The sequence below is a fragment of the Pseudomonas sp. MLB6B genome (assembly GCF_054508135.1).
The window spans coordinates 2304746-2318587 of sequence record NZ_CP199313.1 but is presented as its reverse complement, the minus strand read 5'-3'; the positions used below and the strand labels follow the sequence as shown (position 1 = coordinate 2318587).

At 62.9% G+C, this 13842-nt stretch carries 13 protein-coding genes and 1 tRNA gene; 7 read left to right on the top strand and 7 right to left on the bottom strand.

Translation table 11 applies throughout. The features are described 5' to 3' along the window. Window positions 1–31: 31 nt before the first annotated feature. Window positions 32–1585 (bottom strand): sigma-54-dependent transcriptional regulator, encoded by a 1554-nt coding sequence (locus ACSMEV_RS10195; protein ID WP_459205080.1) that lies wholly within the window; start codon window positions 1583–1585, stop codon window positions 32–34. Window positions 1586–1840: 255 nt separating this feature from the next. Between ACSMEV_RS10195 and phhA the strand changes: the two genes are divergently transcribed. The 4 genes from phhA to ACSMEV_RS10175 all read left to right on the top strand — a co-directional run bounded on the left by phhA (window position 1841) and on the right by ACSMEV_RS10175 (window position 5887). Then, window positions 1841–2626 (top strand): phenylalanine 4-monooxygenase, encoded by a 786-nt coding sequence (phhA, locus tag ACSMEV_RS10190; RefSeq protein WP_459205079.1) that lies wholly within the window; start codon window positions 1841–1843, stop codon window positions 2624–2626. A 38-nt stretch (window positions 2627–2664) separates the two neighbouring features. Beyond that, on the top strand, window positions 2665–3021 hold the full coding sequence (locus ACSMEV_RS10185) for a 4a-hydroxytetrahydrobiopterin dehydratase (protein WP_296264439.1): 357 nt from the start codon (window positions 2665–2667) through the stop codon (window positions 3019–3021). Window positions 3022–3244: 223 nt separating this feature from the next. After that, a complete protein-coding gene (locus ACSMEV_RS10180) occupies window positions 3245–3373 on the top strand; it encodes a hypothetical protein (protein WP_459205078.1) in 129 nt (42 codons plus the stop codon). A 357-nt stretch (window positions 3374–3730) separates the two neighbouring features. Further along, window positions 3731–5887 carry a TonB-dependent siderophore receptor gene (locus tag ACSMEV_RS10175; RefSeq protein WP_459205077.1) on the top strand — a complete coding sequence of 719 codons (2157 nt, stop codon included), beginning with the start codon at window positions 3731–3733 and terminating at the stop codon, window positions 5885–5887. Between the two features lie 201 nt (window positions 5888–6088). Here the strand turns inward: ACSMEV_RS10175 and ACSMEV_RS10170 are convergent. Next, window positions 6089–6178 (bottom strand) — tRNA-Ser (locus tag ACSMEV_RS10170). A 280-nt stretch (window positions 6179–6458) separates the two neighbouring features. Here ACSMEV_RS10170 and ACSMEV_RS10165 point away from each other — a divergent pair. Both ACSMEV_RS10165 and ACSMEV_RS10160 read left to right on the top strand, forming a co-directional pair. Further along, a complete protein-coding gene (locus ACSMEV_RS10165) occupies window positions 6459–7148 on the top strand; it encodes a crotonase/enoyl-CoA hydratase family protein (protein WP_459205076.1) in 690 nt (229 codons plus the stop codon). Window positions 7149–7204: 56 nt separating this feature from the next. Further along, on the top strand, window positions 7205–8176 hold the full coding sequence (locus tag ACSMEV_RS10160; protein WP_459205075.1) for a magnesium and cobalt transport protein CorA: 972 nt from the start codon (window positions 7205–7207) through the stop codon (window positions 8174–8176). Between the two features lie 19 nt (window positions 8177–8195). Here ACSMEV_RS10160 and ACSMEV_RS10155 read toward each other — a convergent pair whose 3' ends face one another. Further along, entirely contained in the window at window positions 8196–8957 is a 762-nt protein-coding gene (locus ACSMEV_RS10155) for an amidotransferase (RefSeq protein WP_459205074.1), read from the bottom strand. Between the two features lie 518 nt (window positions 8958–9475). On the opposite strand from ACSMEV_RS10155, the gene ACSMEV_RS10150 reads away from it, so the two are divergent. Further along, window positions 9476–10276, top strand: a complete 801-nt coding sequence (locus ACSMEV_RS10150) for a cytochrome c (RefSeq protein ID WP_459208268.1) — start codon at window positions 9476–9478, stop codon at window positions 10274–10276. Between the two features lie 41 nt (window positions 10277–10317). Here the strand turns inward: ACSMEV_RS10150 and ACSMEV_RS10145 are convergent, their stop codons facing one another. The 4 genes from ACSMEV_RS10145 to ACSMEV_RS10130 form a co-directional block, all read right to left on the bottom strand. Further along, window positions 10318–10647 carry a ribonuclease E inhibitor RraB gene (locus tag ACSMEV_RS10145; protein ID WP_459208267.1) on the bottom strand — a complete coding sequence of 110 codons (330 nt, stop codon included), beginning with the start codon at window positions 10645–10647 and terminating at the stop codon, window positions 10318–10320. A gap of 177 nt (window positions 10648–10824) precedes the next feature. After that, entirely contained in the window at window positions 10825–11061 is a 237-nt protein-coding gene (locus tag ACSMEV_RS10140) for a hypothetical protein (protein WP_296264456.1), read from the bottom strand. 113 nt (window positions 11062–11174) lie between these two features. Next, window positions 11175–13253: an LTA synthase family protein gene (locus tag ACSMEV_RS10135; RefSeq protein WP_459208266.1), complete on the bottom strand. Its 2079-nt coding sequence runs from the start codon at window positions 13251–13253 to the stop codon at window positions 11175–11177. 286 nt (window positions 13254–13539) lie between these two features. After that, window positions 13540–13731, bottom strand: coding sequence for a PLD nuclease N-terminal domain-containing protein (locus ACSMEV_RS10130; protein ID WP_296264459.1), 192 nt, complete (start codon window positions 13729–13731; stop codon window positions 13540–13542). Window positions 13732–13842 lie beyond the last annotated feature (111 nt).

Genomic DNA, 13842 nt, shown 5'->3' with positions numbered 1-13842 from the left:
GGACATGAGGCCGCCTGGCGGCCTTTCGGGCTCAGCCCTTGTTCAAGCCATGGTCGCGCAACTTGTTGGCGATGGTGGTATGGGAAACACCCAGGCGCTTACCCAGGGCACGGCTGCTGCCATGTTCGGCCGATAAGTTCTGCAAGACCGCTTTTTCGAACCTGCCGATAATGTCGGCCAAACTTCCTTCCAGTGAAAACTCGCCCAAGGGTTGTCGCACGCCATAATCGGGCAAGCGTATATGTTCGGCTTTTACCGTGCCGCCTTCGCACAATGAAACGGCCTGAAACATGACGTTCTCAAGTTGCCGCACGTTACCCGGCCATTGGTAATGGGCCAACTTGTCCATGGCCGCCGGCACGACCTTCGGCAAGGCGCAACCGATCTGCCGACTGGCCTGATCGAGAAAATGCTCGACCAACCCCGGCAAGCCGTCAAGGCACTCGCGCAGCGGCGGTATGTGCAACGACAGCACGTTGAGGCGGTGATACAGATCCTGGCGGAACTCGCCGCGCGCGCACAGCTCCGACAGGTCCACTTGCGTGGCGCAGATCACCCTGACGTCGAGGTACACCTCGTCGTCGCTGCCGACCCGGCGAAAGCAGCCGTCCTGCAGGAAGCGCAGCAGTTTGACCTGCAAGCGCGCGCTCATTTCATCTACCCCATCGAGGAACAGCGTGCCGCCTGCGGTCAGTTCCAGCAGGCCGAGCTTGCCTTCGGCGCGTGCGCCTTCGAACGCGCCTGGGCCATAACCGAACAGTTCGGTCTCGGCCATGGACTCGGGCAGACCGGCGCAGTTGAGCGCCATCAGGGGCGAGGCCCCACGCGGGCTGGCCAAGTGGCAGGCGCGGGCCAGCAGCTCCTTGCCAGTACCGGTCTCGCCCTCGATCAGTAGCGGTGCGTCCAACGGCGCCATGCGCCGCGCCTCGCGCACCACGGCAGCCATCGACTTCGAGCTCTGGAAGATACTGTCGAAGCCGCGCAGCTCCTGCTTGCGCACGCTGTAGATACGCTCGCCGATACGGTCGGCGCGGTGCAGGGTCAGCACTGCACCGGCCAGGGCTTCGCTGTCGTCATGCTCCGATTGCAGCGGCGCGATGTCGGCCAGGAACACATCGCCTTTGACCTGCACGCGCAGGCCGTTGATGCGCGATTTGTTCGAGCGCACCAGTTCGGGCAGGTCGAAATCGTCCATGTAGCGTGACAGCGGCAAGCCCGGCACCTCATCGACGCGCACACCGAGCAACTGCGCAGCGCTGCGGTTGGCCGCCACGATGCAACCGGCCATGTCGATCGACAACACTGGAAACTCCAAGGCGCCGAGCAGCGCATTGAGCTCCATGTGTCGGCGCTCGCTGGGCATCAAGCCGACGCGCTTGACGCCGAACACCCCGCCGATGGCCTCGAACTTGGGCCGCAAGGCCTGGAACTGCAGGTTCATCAGGTTCGGGCAATGCAGATAGATGGCATTGCCATGGTCGCCGCCGACTTCGCCACGCAGCACGTTGATGCCGTATTCGACCAGCAGGTTGAGGATGTCCCGCAGGATGCCGATGCGGTTCTGGCAGTGCACTTTGATACGCATGTTCGCTCTCGCGGCGCCGAAAATCCAACGCAGACGCCAAATAGTTGTAAAGAAAGTCTGACAAAAACGGCGACCTACACCGCTACAAGTCGGTGATTTTCCAATGCAGGCACGATTTTGTAAAACTTGCGTTACGAAAAGCGCTTTTCGATTGGCTTTGTCGGCCCCTATCCCCCACTCCCTGCCGCCTGCCGTGCGCTACAACTGCACACACGTGCAGCACACAACAATAAAAGCCCTCAGCAGGAGAGCGCCATGAAACAGACGCACTACGTGGCCCGCGAGCCCGACGCCCAGGGGTTCATCCATTATCCGCAGGAAGAACATGCGGTGTGGAACACCCTCATCACGCGGCAGGTGAAAGTGATCGAAGGGCGCGCCTGCGATGCCTTCTTCGACGGCCTGGAGCAATTGGCCTTGCCCACCGAGCGCATTCCCCAGCTCGGCGAAATCAACCGTGTGCTCGACGCCACCACCGGCTGGCAAGTGGCACGGGTCCCAGCCCTGATCCCCTTCCAGACCTTCTTCGAGCTGCTGGCCAGCAAGCGTTTTCCGGTCGCCACGTTCATCCGCACGCCCGAAGAGCTCGACTACCTGCAAGAGCCGGACATTTTCCACGAGATCTTTGGCCACTGCCCGCTGCTGACCAACCCCTGGTTCGCCGAATTCACCCACGCCTACGGCAAGCTGGGCCTGGCGGCGAGCAAAGAGCAGCGGGTGTACCTGGCGCGGCTGTACTGGATGACCATCGAGTTCGGCCTGCTGGACACGCCCCAAGGCACGCGCGTGTATGGCGGCGGCATCCTGTCTTCGCCCAAGGAAACCCTGTACGCGCTGTCGGGCGAGCCCGAGCACCAGCCATTCGACCCGATCGAGGCGATGCGCACGCCTTACCGCATCGATATCCTGCAGCCGGTGTACTTCAAGCTGCCGAGCCTCAAGCGCTTGTTCGACCTGGCCCATGAAGACGTCATGGGCATGGTCGCGCAGGCGACCCTGTTGGGCCTGCACCCGCCCAAGTTCGCGCCCAAGGCTGCCTGACCGCTTTTGTCGTCCATTCGATCCAAGGAAACGTTTTCATGACCACGTTGAACCAGAACCACTGTGTCGCCTGCAGCGCCGATGCTCCGAAAGTCAGCGACGACGAGCTGGCCGAGCTGATCCGCGAGATTCCCGACTGGAACGTCGAGGTGCGCGATGGGCACATGGAGCTCGAGCGGGTGTTCCTTTTCAAGAATTTCAAGCATGCCCTGGCGTTCACCAATGCGGTGGGCGAAATCGCCGAGGCCGAAGGGCATCACCCTGGGTTGTTGACCGAGTGGGGCAAGGTCACGGTGACTTGGTGGAGCCACTCGATCAAGGGGCTGCACCGCAATGACTTCATCATGTGCGCGCGCACCGATCAGGTGGCGCAGGGCGCCGAGGGGCGCAAGTAGGCGCTGTATCGCGCAGGGCCGTTGCGCGGATGGGCGGTGGCCGAATGGCTGCCGCGCCGCTGCCCGGCGCAAGGGGATCTGAAGGTCGAAGCCTCGCGCCGCCTTCATGGGGCGGCGCGATTTCTTCCGAACTGTCACACACAGTCCTGTATCCTGCGCGAGCTGTGGTGTGCTTGGGGCACGCCGCAGCGTCCGTTCACACCCACTTGCGAGGACACTCGAGATGCATGAAATCCCGAACTTCCCCTTCCCAAGCCTGAACCCCGAAGAGCCGACCGTTCCCGTCCATGCCGAACCGACGCCTGCCGTCGAGCAGGACGACGGCGAATGTTCCAGCGCTGACCAGGACTGACCGCGCACCCGCCGCAGTGTGAAAACGGCTGAGCTGGACGCAACGGCATTTCAGCGCGTTTTCACACCGCCTGCGCTCTTCTTCACGCAACGCGCTGTCCATTCGCCCCTTCAACAGACGCACCGAACGCTCCCGCCGTCAGCACCCAGCTGCGTGACTATCTTCTCGACAACCACACCGAATATTCCCGCGCCCCATCCGTCTTTACCTCTGACCGTCTTTACCTCTGACTGCTTTCGAGCGCCCATCGCCCGCCCACAACTGGTAGGCTGTCGCGCGCAAAAAATGGCGTAATGCCATGGCCTACCCGCACCCATTTCCATCCCATCGACCTCGCGACCGTCCTTAGGAGCCCGCATGCCTTCGCCCCATCCTCGCCTGCCCTTGAGCCTGCTGGCCCTGAGCATGGCCCTGCCCGCCAGCGCCTTGGCCGACGAACGCGTGCTGCTGGCCCCCGTGGAGGTGTCCGACGTGGCCTGGCAAGCGGGCTACCAGGCCAGCGAGGCGCAGATCACCGGCCCCCATGCCGCGCCCCTGCTCGACACGCCGGCCTCGGTCAGCGTGTTCACCCAAGCCCTGCTGCAGGACCGTCAGGTGCGCCAGCTCAGCGAAGTGCTGCACAGCGACGCGTCGGTCGGCGAGAGCTACGCACCGATCGGTTATTACGAAAACTTCAACGTGCGCGGCTTTACCCTCAATGCCGCCAACAGCTATCGCCTCAACGGCCAGACCCTCGCCGGCGAGCAGAACGTGGCCCTGGAAAACAAGCAGCAGGTCGAGCTGCTCAAGGGGCTTTCCGGACTCTATAGCGGCGTGTCCGCACCCGGCGGGCTGATCAATTACGTCAGCAAGCGCCCGGAAGAAGTGCGCAGCGTTACCTGGTCGAGCAATGAACAGGGCGAGCGCTACCTGGCTACGGACCTGGGCGGCTGGTTCGGCAGCGAGCGGCAGTTCGGCCTGCGCGCCAACCTGGCCCATGAGGACATCCGCAGCTACGTCGACCACGCCGACGGCCAACGCGACTTCGCATCGCTGGCGTTCGACTGGAACATCGGCCCCGACGCGACCTTGCAACTGGACGCCGAATACCAGCAGCGCGAACAGCGTTCGGTGCCGGGCTATCAGCTGCTCGGCGGCAACGCCCTGCCCCACGGCGTCGACCCGACCGACCGCCTGGCCTATCAGGATTGGGCCAAGCCGGTCAAAAGCGACTCGCTGAACCTGGGCGGGCGCTTCGAGTACCGTTTCGATGACAACTGGACCGGCACCTTGAGCGCCTCACGCAGCGAAGTGGTGATCGACGACTACAGCGCTTTCGCCTGGGGTTGCTATGGCGCGACGAGCTGCGCCGACGAAGCGGTACCCAACCACTTCAGCCCTGAGGGCGACTACGACATCTACGATTTCCGCAGCCCCGACGACACGCGTCGCGTGGTCGAAGCGCAGGCCACGCTCGATGGCCGCTTCCACGCGCTGGGCGTGGACCACGACCTGACCCTGGGCACTACCGCCCAGCGGCGAACCCTCGACCAACGGCCCACCTACAACGAGTTCGTCGGCAGCGGCAACATCGGCGAAGATGCGCCGTTCTGGCCCGCCTCCACTCTGGCCCTGCAAGACAGCAAGCGGCGCCTGGACAGCCGCCAGTACGGCGTGTTCTTCAATGACACGCTGAGCTTCGACGAACACTGGCAGACCGTGCTCGGCGCACGCGAGGTACGCCTCGACGAACGCACCTGGGACGAAACCGGCGTGGCCGGCCGCCACACCCAGCGCTACGAACTGCTGCCCAACGCTGCTGTGCTGTACAAGCCGGCGCCCGACACCACCTTCTACCTCAGCTACGCCAAAGGCCTGTCCGCAGGCGGGACTGCACCATGGTTCGCCAGTAATGCCTCGGACATCCTCGCCCCTACCCTGTCGCACCAGTACGAGATCGGCGCCAAGCAGGACTGGCACGGCATGAGCTTCACCGCCGCGCTGTTCCAATTGCGCCAGGCCTACCAGTACAGCCGCCCGGACGGCGACGGCCAGTTCACCTACGTGCAACAGGGCCAGCAGAAGAACACCGGCCTGGAACTGGGCGCCAGCGGCCAGGCCACCTCACGCCTGCAACTACAGGCCAGCGTCGCCGCCATCCGCGCGCGGGTCAGCGGCAGCGGCAGTGCCGAATACGAAGGCCATCAGGCGCTGAACGTGCCCAACCTGCGCGCGGCGCTGTACGCCGACTACAGCTTACCGGTGCCGGGCCTGGCGCTGCTCGGCGGCGCGCGCTACAGCGCCAGCAAGTATGCGGATCGTCTCGGCGAGGTGTCGGTGGGCGGGTACACGGTGTTCGATGTGGGTAGCCGCTACAGCACGCGCATCGGCGGTTACGACACGGTGCTGCGCCTGACGGTCGACAACCTGTTCGACAAGCGCTACTGGCGCGATGTGGGGGACTATCTAGGCGACGACTATCTGTTCCAGGGCGCGCCGCGCACGGCGCGGGTCTCGGCGTCGGTGCAGTTTTGATGCGAAGGCGGCCGGTTCGGCATTGCGAGTCGCTACGATGCCGCTAACGGCGACTTGACGGCATCGATCCAGACCACTCGATACACGGCACGGCCCGACCAGGCCGGCCCCAGGCAAGGGCCTGGCCTTCAGCACCCAAACGACGAGCAACAAAAAGCCCCTGGAGTCTTGAAGACTTCAGGGGCTTCTCGTTTACGAATGTGGCGGTGAAGAAGGGATTTGAACCCTTGATACGATTTCTCGTATACACACTTTCCAGGCGTGCTCCTTCGACCACTCGGACACTTCACCGTTTTCCCTTCAAGCCATTCAGCCTGTCGAGGCGCGCTAATTTAGTGGAAGGCTTTATCTTTGGCAAGTTTTTTTTCAGATTTTTCATGCGGTTAAGCTTATGCACAACCCAGAGGGCAATGCTGCCAATCCCGCCGCCGGTTTTTCCGACCCCATCGGCCCAAGCCAATGCCCAGCGCAACCGCGCCAGCGTCCATGACCGCTCGGTCAGCCTTGGCGCTTTACCTGCCCGCCCCCGCTGGTTAACGTCGGGGCCCCGCCACCTTCAAGGACGCCTTCCATGAGCGAGTTGATCACCTACCACAGCGAAGACGGCATCGCCCTGCTGACCTTGAGCAACGGCAAGGTCAACGCCTTTTCGCCCGAGCTCATCGCCACCTTCAACAGCCTGCTCGACCGCGCCGAAGCCGAGCGCGCGGTGGTGGTCGTCACCGGTCAGCCCGGCATCCTCTCCGGCGGCTACGACCTCAAGGTGATGACGGCCGGACCGCAACAGGCCGTGGACTTGGTCAGCGCCGGCTCCGCACTGACCCGGCGCCTGCTCGCCCATCCCTTCCCGGTCGTCGTCGCCTGCCCTGGCAATGCCGTGGCCAAGGGCGCCTTCCTGCTGCTGGCGGGCGACTACCGCATCGGCGTCGAAGGCCCGTTCAAGATCTGCCTGAACGAAGTGCAGATCGGCATGACCATGCACCATGCTGGCATCGAGCTGGCCCGTGACCGCCTCGGCCGCGCCGCCTTCCAGCGCGCGGTGATCAACGCCGAAGTGTTCGACCCGCACGCTGCCATGCATGCTGGATTCCTCGACCGCGTGGTCCCGGCCGCGCAGTTGCTGGACAGTGCGTTCGACAAGGCGCGCGAGCTGAAAAAACTGAACATGCTCGCGCACAAGAACACCAAGTTGAAAGTACGCAAAGGTCTGCTGGACGCGCTGGATGCCGCCATCGCCCTCGATCGGGCGCATCTGGGCTGAGCTCCGGCCGCAGGTGCGGCCGGCAGGCCATGGATTCACCGGAGAAACACGCAATCATGGGTCGAGTAGTCGCCGCGGCGGTGTATAGCGCCGGCAGGAAAGTCACCAACATCAACATCGACGAAGGCCGCGAGTGGGCGCAAAAGCCCGGGCATTTCGTCTGGATCGGCCTGGAGGAGCCCAGCGCGCAAGTGCTGGAAACCTTGCAGGGCCAGTTCGACCTGCACGAACTGGCCATCGAGGACGCGCTGGAAAAGCACAGCCGCCCCAAGCTCGAAACCTTTGGCGACGCACTGTTCATCGTCACCTACTCGCCGATTCTGGAAAACGGCGAGCTGGTGTTCATCGAAACGCACATCTTCGCTGGCACGGGCTATGTGATCACCTGCCGCAACGGCGACTCGCAGTCCTATGCCGAGGTCCGTCAACGCTGCGAGGCGCGCCCGCTGCTGCTCGAGCATGGCGAAGACTTCGTGCTGTACGCGTTGCTGGATTTCGTCACCGAAAACTACCAGCCGGTCAGCGAGGCCATCCACGAAGAGATCCAGGACCTGGAATGCAACGTGCTGACCAAGGCCTTGCAGGAGTGCGACATCCAGCGTCTGCACCGCCTGCGCCGCGAAGTCCTGCGCATGCGCCGCTACGTGGCGCCCATGGTGGAGATCGGCGAAGAGTTGCAGCGGCTCAACTTCCCGTTCATCGACAAGCAGATGCGGCCGTACTTCCGTGACGTACAGATCCATGTGAACCGGCAGATGGAAGACCTCACCACCATCGGTGAGCTGGCCACCCAGACCATCGAGGTGGGCATGTGGCTGGAGTCGTCCCGGCAAAGCGTCACGCAACGCAAGTTCGCCGCCTGGGCGGCGATCCTGGCGTTTCCGACGGCGGTGGCGGGCATCTACGGGATGAACTTCAAGAACATGCCGGAGCTGAACTGGCACTACGGCTATTACGCCGTGCTCAGCGTGATCGGTCTAGGCTGTGTGGGGCTGTACACCAGCTTCAAGCGCTCGGGGTGGCTCTGACCCCGAAGCGCCATTGGGCTCAAGAAGTGCCTGTGCACGCCGCGCTGGCGGCCTTGCTCGACGCCTTGTCGGGCGCATGGCCGATGAATCTGAGCATCCATTCCCCAACCAGATCGCCTTGGTGCGCCGTGGCCAGGCTGGCCACCGCACGCGCATAGACCTCGTCGCCCAGGTGCTCCTGCCGTGCGTCCAGCAACGCGCGCGAGTAGTCGTTGACGAACTCCGGATGGCCTTGGAAGCACAGGACCTGATCGCCGATGCAATAGGCGGCGTTGGGGCAGAAGTCGCTCGAGGCGATGAGCGTCGCGCCCTCGGGCAACGCGGTGACTTGGTCCTGATGGCTGATGAGCAAGGTCAGTTCGGTCGTCTCGGCGCCCATCCAGGGCGCATGCGCAGCCAAGCGGTAGCGGTGCGTGCCGACGCCCCAACCCTGATTGGCGCGTTCGGCCTTGCCGCCCAAAGTCAAGGCCAGCAGCTGATGGCCGAAGCAGACGCCCAGCAGCTTCTCGCCACGGGCATAGAGTTTGAGCAGATACGCCTTGAGGGTTGCGATCCAGGGATCGTCGGCGAACGAATCGGCTTTGCTGCCGGTCACCAGATAAGCGTCGAACGTCTCGCTATCGTCGGGATAATGACCGTTCATCACGTTGAAGACGCGAAACTGCGCAGCGATGGTCTGACGTTCGAAGAGCTGTTCGAACATCCTTCCATAACCCTGGTACCGCGCCGCCAACTCAGGTCGCAGGACATCGGTTTCAAGGATGCAGATGCGTAACGACATGGCAGTAGTCCCGAACGACAAAAAGGAAGGAAGGGCGTAGAGCCTGACGCGAAAGACACGTACAAGCAAGTAGGCGGGACTGACGAACGGGCATGCCGGCGCGCCTATCGACGAAATGCAAGATAGCTGTCTAGCCCGCGCACTCCAACGCGCGACGAACAGTAAGCATAACCCGAAGCGATTAAAAACCCTGCAAGTAGAACAAAGGGGTCTCTGAAATGGACAAGGTTCGCCCTACTGTTGGTTATGCACCCCCGCCACAGGCTCGCCGGCCAAGGATGACGACGTCTGGCACTATGCAGGCCTCTGCCTCGCCAGATTTGATTTCAGGAATAACAACAAAAAGGCAGTCCGTTATGTTCCGACACGCGAAGTTTCGCCAAGCTGGTCTCATCGTTTTCGCCACGACCCTGCTGTTGATCCTGCCGAACATGACCCGATTGTTCGGCTAAGGACAGCCATGGCGTCCCACGCGCGACGCGGTTAACCTGCCGACCTCGATTGGTTGGAGCACACACATGCGCCGTTGGCTGGCAGTGGGATGGATAGCGCTTTGCATACCTGCGGGGGCCGCCGAACTGGTCCTGGAAGCGGGTCAGCACACGCGGCAATGGAGCACCGCGCAATTGCTGGCGCATCGGCAAGCGCGCAATATCGATGTCCCTGCCGACGTTTCCTATAAACGGGCCATGCACTACCGCGCCGTGCCCTTGGCCGCCCTGCTCGAAAGCATCCGCGCAGACGACCACCTGCAAGCCGTGGCGGCGGATGGCTTCGCAGCCGAGATGCCGGCCGCGCCACTTCTGCAATCAGGCCCTGCGAAGGCCTGGTTGGCCATCGAGGACCCTGCCCAGCCCTGGCCGCCATTGGCCGCCGGCAAACCCAGCGCCGGCCCTTTCTACGTGGTCTGGACCGATCCGCAAGCCAGCGGCATCCGCCCCGAACAATGGCCATTCCAAGTCGACCGCTTGCGGCGCCTGGCCGCCGTCGAACAGCGCTTCCCGCAGATGCTGCCAGACCCTGCCCTGCCCCACGGCGCCCCCGAACGTGAAGGCTTCGCTTTGTTCCAGCAGAACTGCATGGCGTGCCACCGTCTCAACGGCGGCGGCGATGCCCAGGTAGGCCCTGATTTGAACCTGCCGCACAATCCGACCGAATACTTCCAAGACGGCTGGTTACGCCAGCTCATCCGCAACCCACAGGCGCTGCGCCAATGGCCGCAAGGCAAAATGCCGGGGTTCGACGAATCGGTTCTGGACGATCGGGCATTGGATGCGTTGCTGGCGTACCTGAAACACATGGCCGCTCGCAAGCCTTGAGAAAGCCGCTGGGCCGCACGACCCAGCGGCAGCGACGCGCGTCAGGCGGTCATGCGTTCCTGGCGCACGCCCCAACCTTTGATCTCACCACCCAGCGGCGAAATGACACGTTCGAAGGTCTCTTCGAAATCGCCAATGCCGACGTAGGTGGCGTACATCACCTTGCTCAGTTGCAGGTGCCAGGCGCCCTCTTCCAACTCGCTCAACTGGGCATTTGTCGATTCGCCGCGGAACGCCCCGGCGGCGCGCCGGGCACAGGCTTCGCTGGGGAAAGTGGCATAGAACTCGATGGGATGGATGCGGGTGAAGTCGAAACCGCCTTCTTTCATCTGGCGCAGTACGGTGCTGCTGATGTCGTCGTGGCTCATCATGAAACGTCCTCCTGCGGTGCAATGGATAGACTTTTCGTGCGCGGGGCACAGGCCCTGGTGCATGTGGAGCGGATGCAAGACGTGGCGAGGGATTGGAACGGGAAAGGCCCCTGAAGAAAGCCGGTGCCTGACAGGCAGCGTAGTGCCGATCAGGTCACTACGCTAGCGTGCGTAAAACTAAGGATGCTCGACGATCTCGGCGATGGTCACGCCGCTGTGCTCTTTCAGCCAGCGGGCCGTGGGAGAAACGCTTCGATCCTGGAAATCGTTGAGATCCAGCTCATCCATGACCGGGAACAACGACGAACGGATCGCCCGTGCTGCCTCTTCCTCACCGGGCCGTTGATCGGCGGTGAGCTGCAGCGTGGTCAGTTCGCCTTTTTGATCGGCAAAGATGATGTCCCACTTTTTCATCAAATAGCCCTCTGGGAGTCAAAGGCAGCGGCTGCTGCCTGTTCTAAATGACCCTGGCGCTCAGGGATTTGTTCACTCGGCATGAAGGGGCCGCAAGGGCCCCAGCGCTCCTTTCACTTCGGGATGCCGTGGACGACCCCAGCCGTGTTGTCGAGCAGGCTCTTGGTCGCAGTCTGTATGTAGGCTTCGAGCGTCTTGAGCAGGTGTGGCTGGTCAGAGCTCTCGATCAGCTCGGCCTTGAACTCGCGACCCAATTGGTAGCGGTAGAGGCGCGGCGACATGTCTTTGGATTCGATCAGGATACGATCGCCGGTCACCAAGCCCACGATCTGCTCGCTGCCCGACGGCTTGATGATGCCCACGCCTGGATCGCCTTGAGGCAGGTTCAGCAGGTCGCGACCCCAGCACTGGTGCCGCGTCTGGCCGCCCAACCGGCCCATGATGGTCGGCACGATATCGACTTGGGTGCCGACGGTGTGGTCGACCTTGCCGAACTTCTCCTGGATACCCGGCGCGATCAACAGCAATGGCACGTTGAAACGACCCAGGTCGAGCTCGGTGACCTGCTGGTGATTGCCGAAGCCATGGTCGCCGACGATGACGAACAACGTTTCGTTGAAGTACGGCGACTTGCGCGCCTTCTCGAAGAACTGGCCTAGAGCCCAGTCCGAGTAGCGCATGGCGGTGAGGTGCTCGTCCAGGCGCCCCTGGCCCGTGACGGGCTCGACCGGCAAGTCCTTGGGCAATGCGTACGGGGTGTGGTTGGACAGCGTCTGCAGCAACGCATAGAACGGCTTCTTGCCGTCGCGCTGGGCCAGCTCCTGGGCGCCGCGGTCGAACATGTCCTGGTCGGACACGCCCCAGGTGGGATCGGAGAACACCGGATCAACGAAGTCGTTGCGGCCAATGAACGTGGTCATGCCCTGGTTGCCGAAGAAACCGGATTGGTTGTCCCAGGCGAAGTCGCCGTTGTACACGTATACATCGTCGTAGTCACGGGCACTGAGCAAGGCCGGCAGCCCCGACAGCTTGTGGCCGCCTTCGGGGGTCTGCATCAGGTATTCGAAGCCCGGCAGATTGGGATAGCAGGCCATGGTGGCGAACATGCCCTGGTGGGTATGGGTGCCGTTGGAGAAGAAACGGTCGAACAACAGACCTTCCTGGGCCAGCTTGTCGAAGTTCGGGGTGATGTCGTTCGGGCTGCCCAAGGCGCCTACCGAATGGCCAGCGAAGCTCTCCATGAGGATCACCACGACGTTCTTGATCGGCAGCGTGTTGGCCTGTGGCGGCACGAAATCGCGGCGGATGGCGGCCTCGTCGGCATCGACCAGGGTGTCGTTGGCGGTCAGTATCTGCTCGCGCACGCTCTGCAGGGCGACCTGCGGATCGAGAGTGGCCTTCCAGACGTTGGCGCGGTCCTCACCGAAGCGGCTCTTGGCAGCATCGATCAAGGTCAGCGTGCCATTGAGGCCCAGCTGGTTCACGAAGTTCGAGTCGGTGGTGTAGGCGTCGCCCCAGCGCATCGGCGGGCCTTGGCGCAAGGTGCCGCGTGCGGCCACGACCGCCAACAGCAGGATCACCATGAACACTGCCAGGCGGTTGTACCACGGGGTGGGACGGGTGAACGTCGCGCCCGTGTCGGCGCTGCCCTGCCCGCGTGTCAGCCGGTCGATGCCTTTGAATAGCAGGCTCAGCAGCCAGGTGCCGAGCAGCCAGGCCAGCAGGTAGCGCACCACAGGGAAGCCGTACCAGAGCATGCTCAGGACGGTTTTGGGGTCTTCCTTGATGTACTGGAACACCAGACCGTTCAGGCGCTGGTGGAACTCGCGATAGAAGTCCATCTCCATCAAGCCGAGGAACATCACCAGGCTCGAGGTCAGCGTCAGCCACACGCGGAACAACCCGCGCCGGGCCATGGCCCAGGTGCTCAAGGTCGCCAGCAGCAGCGGCACACTGATGTACACCACCACGCGCAGATCGAAGCGCAGGCCGTTGAGAAAACCTTCGGCGACGGTGGCATAAGGCGTGTCGCCGATCATGTCGCTGTTGTAGAGCAGCAGCGCCAGACGCACCAGGCTCAGCATCAGCATGATCACCAGTGCGCTGAGCAGGGTGTAGGCCAGATGGCGTTTGACGGTAGGCGTGAAGGGAGCGCGCGCGCCCTTTTGCTTCAAGGCATCGGGATAAGCCATGAACGGAAAGGTCCTGAAAGTGCGGGTTGCGGAAAGATGCCCGCCAGCCACGATCGCTGGTGCAGGGCCGAGGCGGCATTGTGCGGCGCGGATTTTCATTAATCCAGTGTGAAAATTGTGTCACCTTCGCGCGGGGCAGATTGCCACCGGGTTGCGTGGAACAGCGTAAGCGTTGTCGTCCCCCCTTACCGAACGAGGCTCGGCGCTTGCCCGTCGAGTGACAGACAAGCGCCGAGCCTCGTTGCTTGGACCGTGAGCGCGTGTCTCGCGGCCTATCGCGTCTGGATCAAATCCGTGCGTTGCCGCGCGGACCGGCAATGGCCCAGATGATCAGGCCCACGACCGGCAGGAACAGAATCAGCAGAATCCACAACACCTTGGCGACGCCGGAGGCACCGCTGCGGATGACGTTGATGATCGCCCAGATGTCTAAGGCCAGAATGATCAGGCCAATCAGCCCATTGAATGTCGAACCCATGTCACTGCTCCTGCATAGAAAGATCGGAAGGTCAGGCGCCGCGACCGTCTCGACTGCGTGCCTCACTGAGTACGACCACACGCCGCCGCGGATGTCCCAAATGCGCTTCGC

Excerpts from the sequence above, each read along its gene's own strand:
- ACSMEV_RS10195 (WP_459205080.1), bottom strand. The coding sequence starts at position 1,585 with ATGCGTATCAAAGTGCACTGCCAGAACCGCATCGGCATCCTGCGGGAC.
- phhA (WP_459205079.1), top strand. The coding sequence starts at position 1,841 with ATGAAACAGACGCACTACGTGGCCCGCGAGCCCGACGCCCAGGGGTTC.
- ACSMEV_RS10185 (WP_296264439.1), top strand. The coding sequence starts at position 2,665 with ATGACCACGTTGAACCAGAACCACTGTGTCGCCTGCAGCGCCGATGCT.
- ACSMEV_RS10180 (WP_459205078.1), top strand. The coding sequence starts at position 3,245 with ATGCATGAAATCCCGAACTTCCCCTTCCCAAGCCTGAACCCCGAAGAG.
- ACSMEV_RS10175 (WP_459205077.1), top strand. The coding sequence starts at position 3,731 with ATGCCTTCGCCCCATCCTCGCCTGCCCTTGAGCCTGCTGGCCCTGAGC.
- ACSMEV_RS10165 (WP_459205076.1), top strand. The coding sequence starts at position 6,459 with ATGAGCGAGTTGATCACCTACCACAGCGAAGACGGCATCGCCCTGCTG.
- ACSMEV_RS10160 (WP_459205075.1), top strand. The coding sequence starts at position 7,205 with ATGGGTCGAGTAGTCGCCGCGGCGGTGTATAGCGCCGGCAGGAAAGTC.
- ACSMEV_RS10155 (WP_459205074.1), bottom strand. The coding sequence starts at position 8,957 with ATGTCGTTACGCATCTGCATCCTTGAAACCGATGTCCTGCGACCTGAG.
- ACSMEV_RS10150 (WP_459208268.1), top strand. The coding sequence starts at position 9,476 with ATGCGCCGTTGGCTGGCAGTGGGATGGATAGCGCTTTGCATACCTGCG.
- ACSMEV_RS10145 (WP_459208267.1), bottom strand. The coding sequence starts at position 10,647 with ATGATGAGCCACGACGACATCAGCAGCACCGTACTGCGCCAGATGAAA.
- ACSMEV_RS10140 (WP_296264456.1), bottom strand. The coding sequence starts at position 11,061 with ATGAAAAAGTGGGACATCATCTTTGCCGATCAAAAAGGCGAACTGACC.
- ACSMEV_RS10135 (WP_459208266.1), bottom strand. The coding sequence starts at position 13,253 with ATGGCTTATCCCGATGCCTTGAAGCAAAAGGGCGCGCGCGCTCCCTTC.
- ACSMEV_RS10130 (WP_296264459.1), bottom strand. The coding sequence starts at position 13,731 with ATGGGTTCGACATTCAATGGGCTGATTGGCCTGATCATTCTGGCCTTA.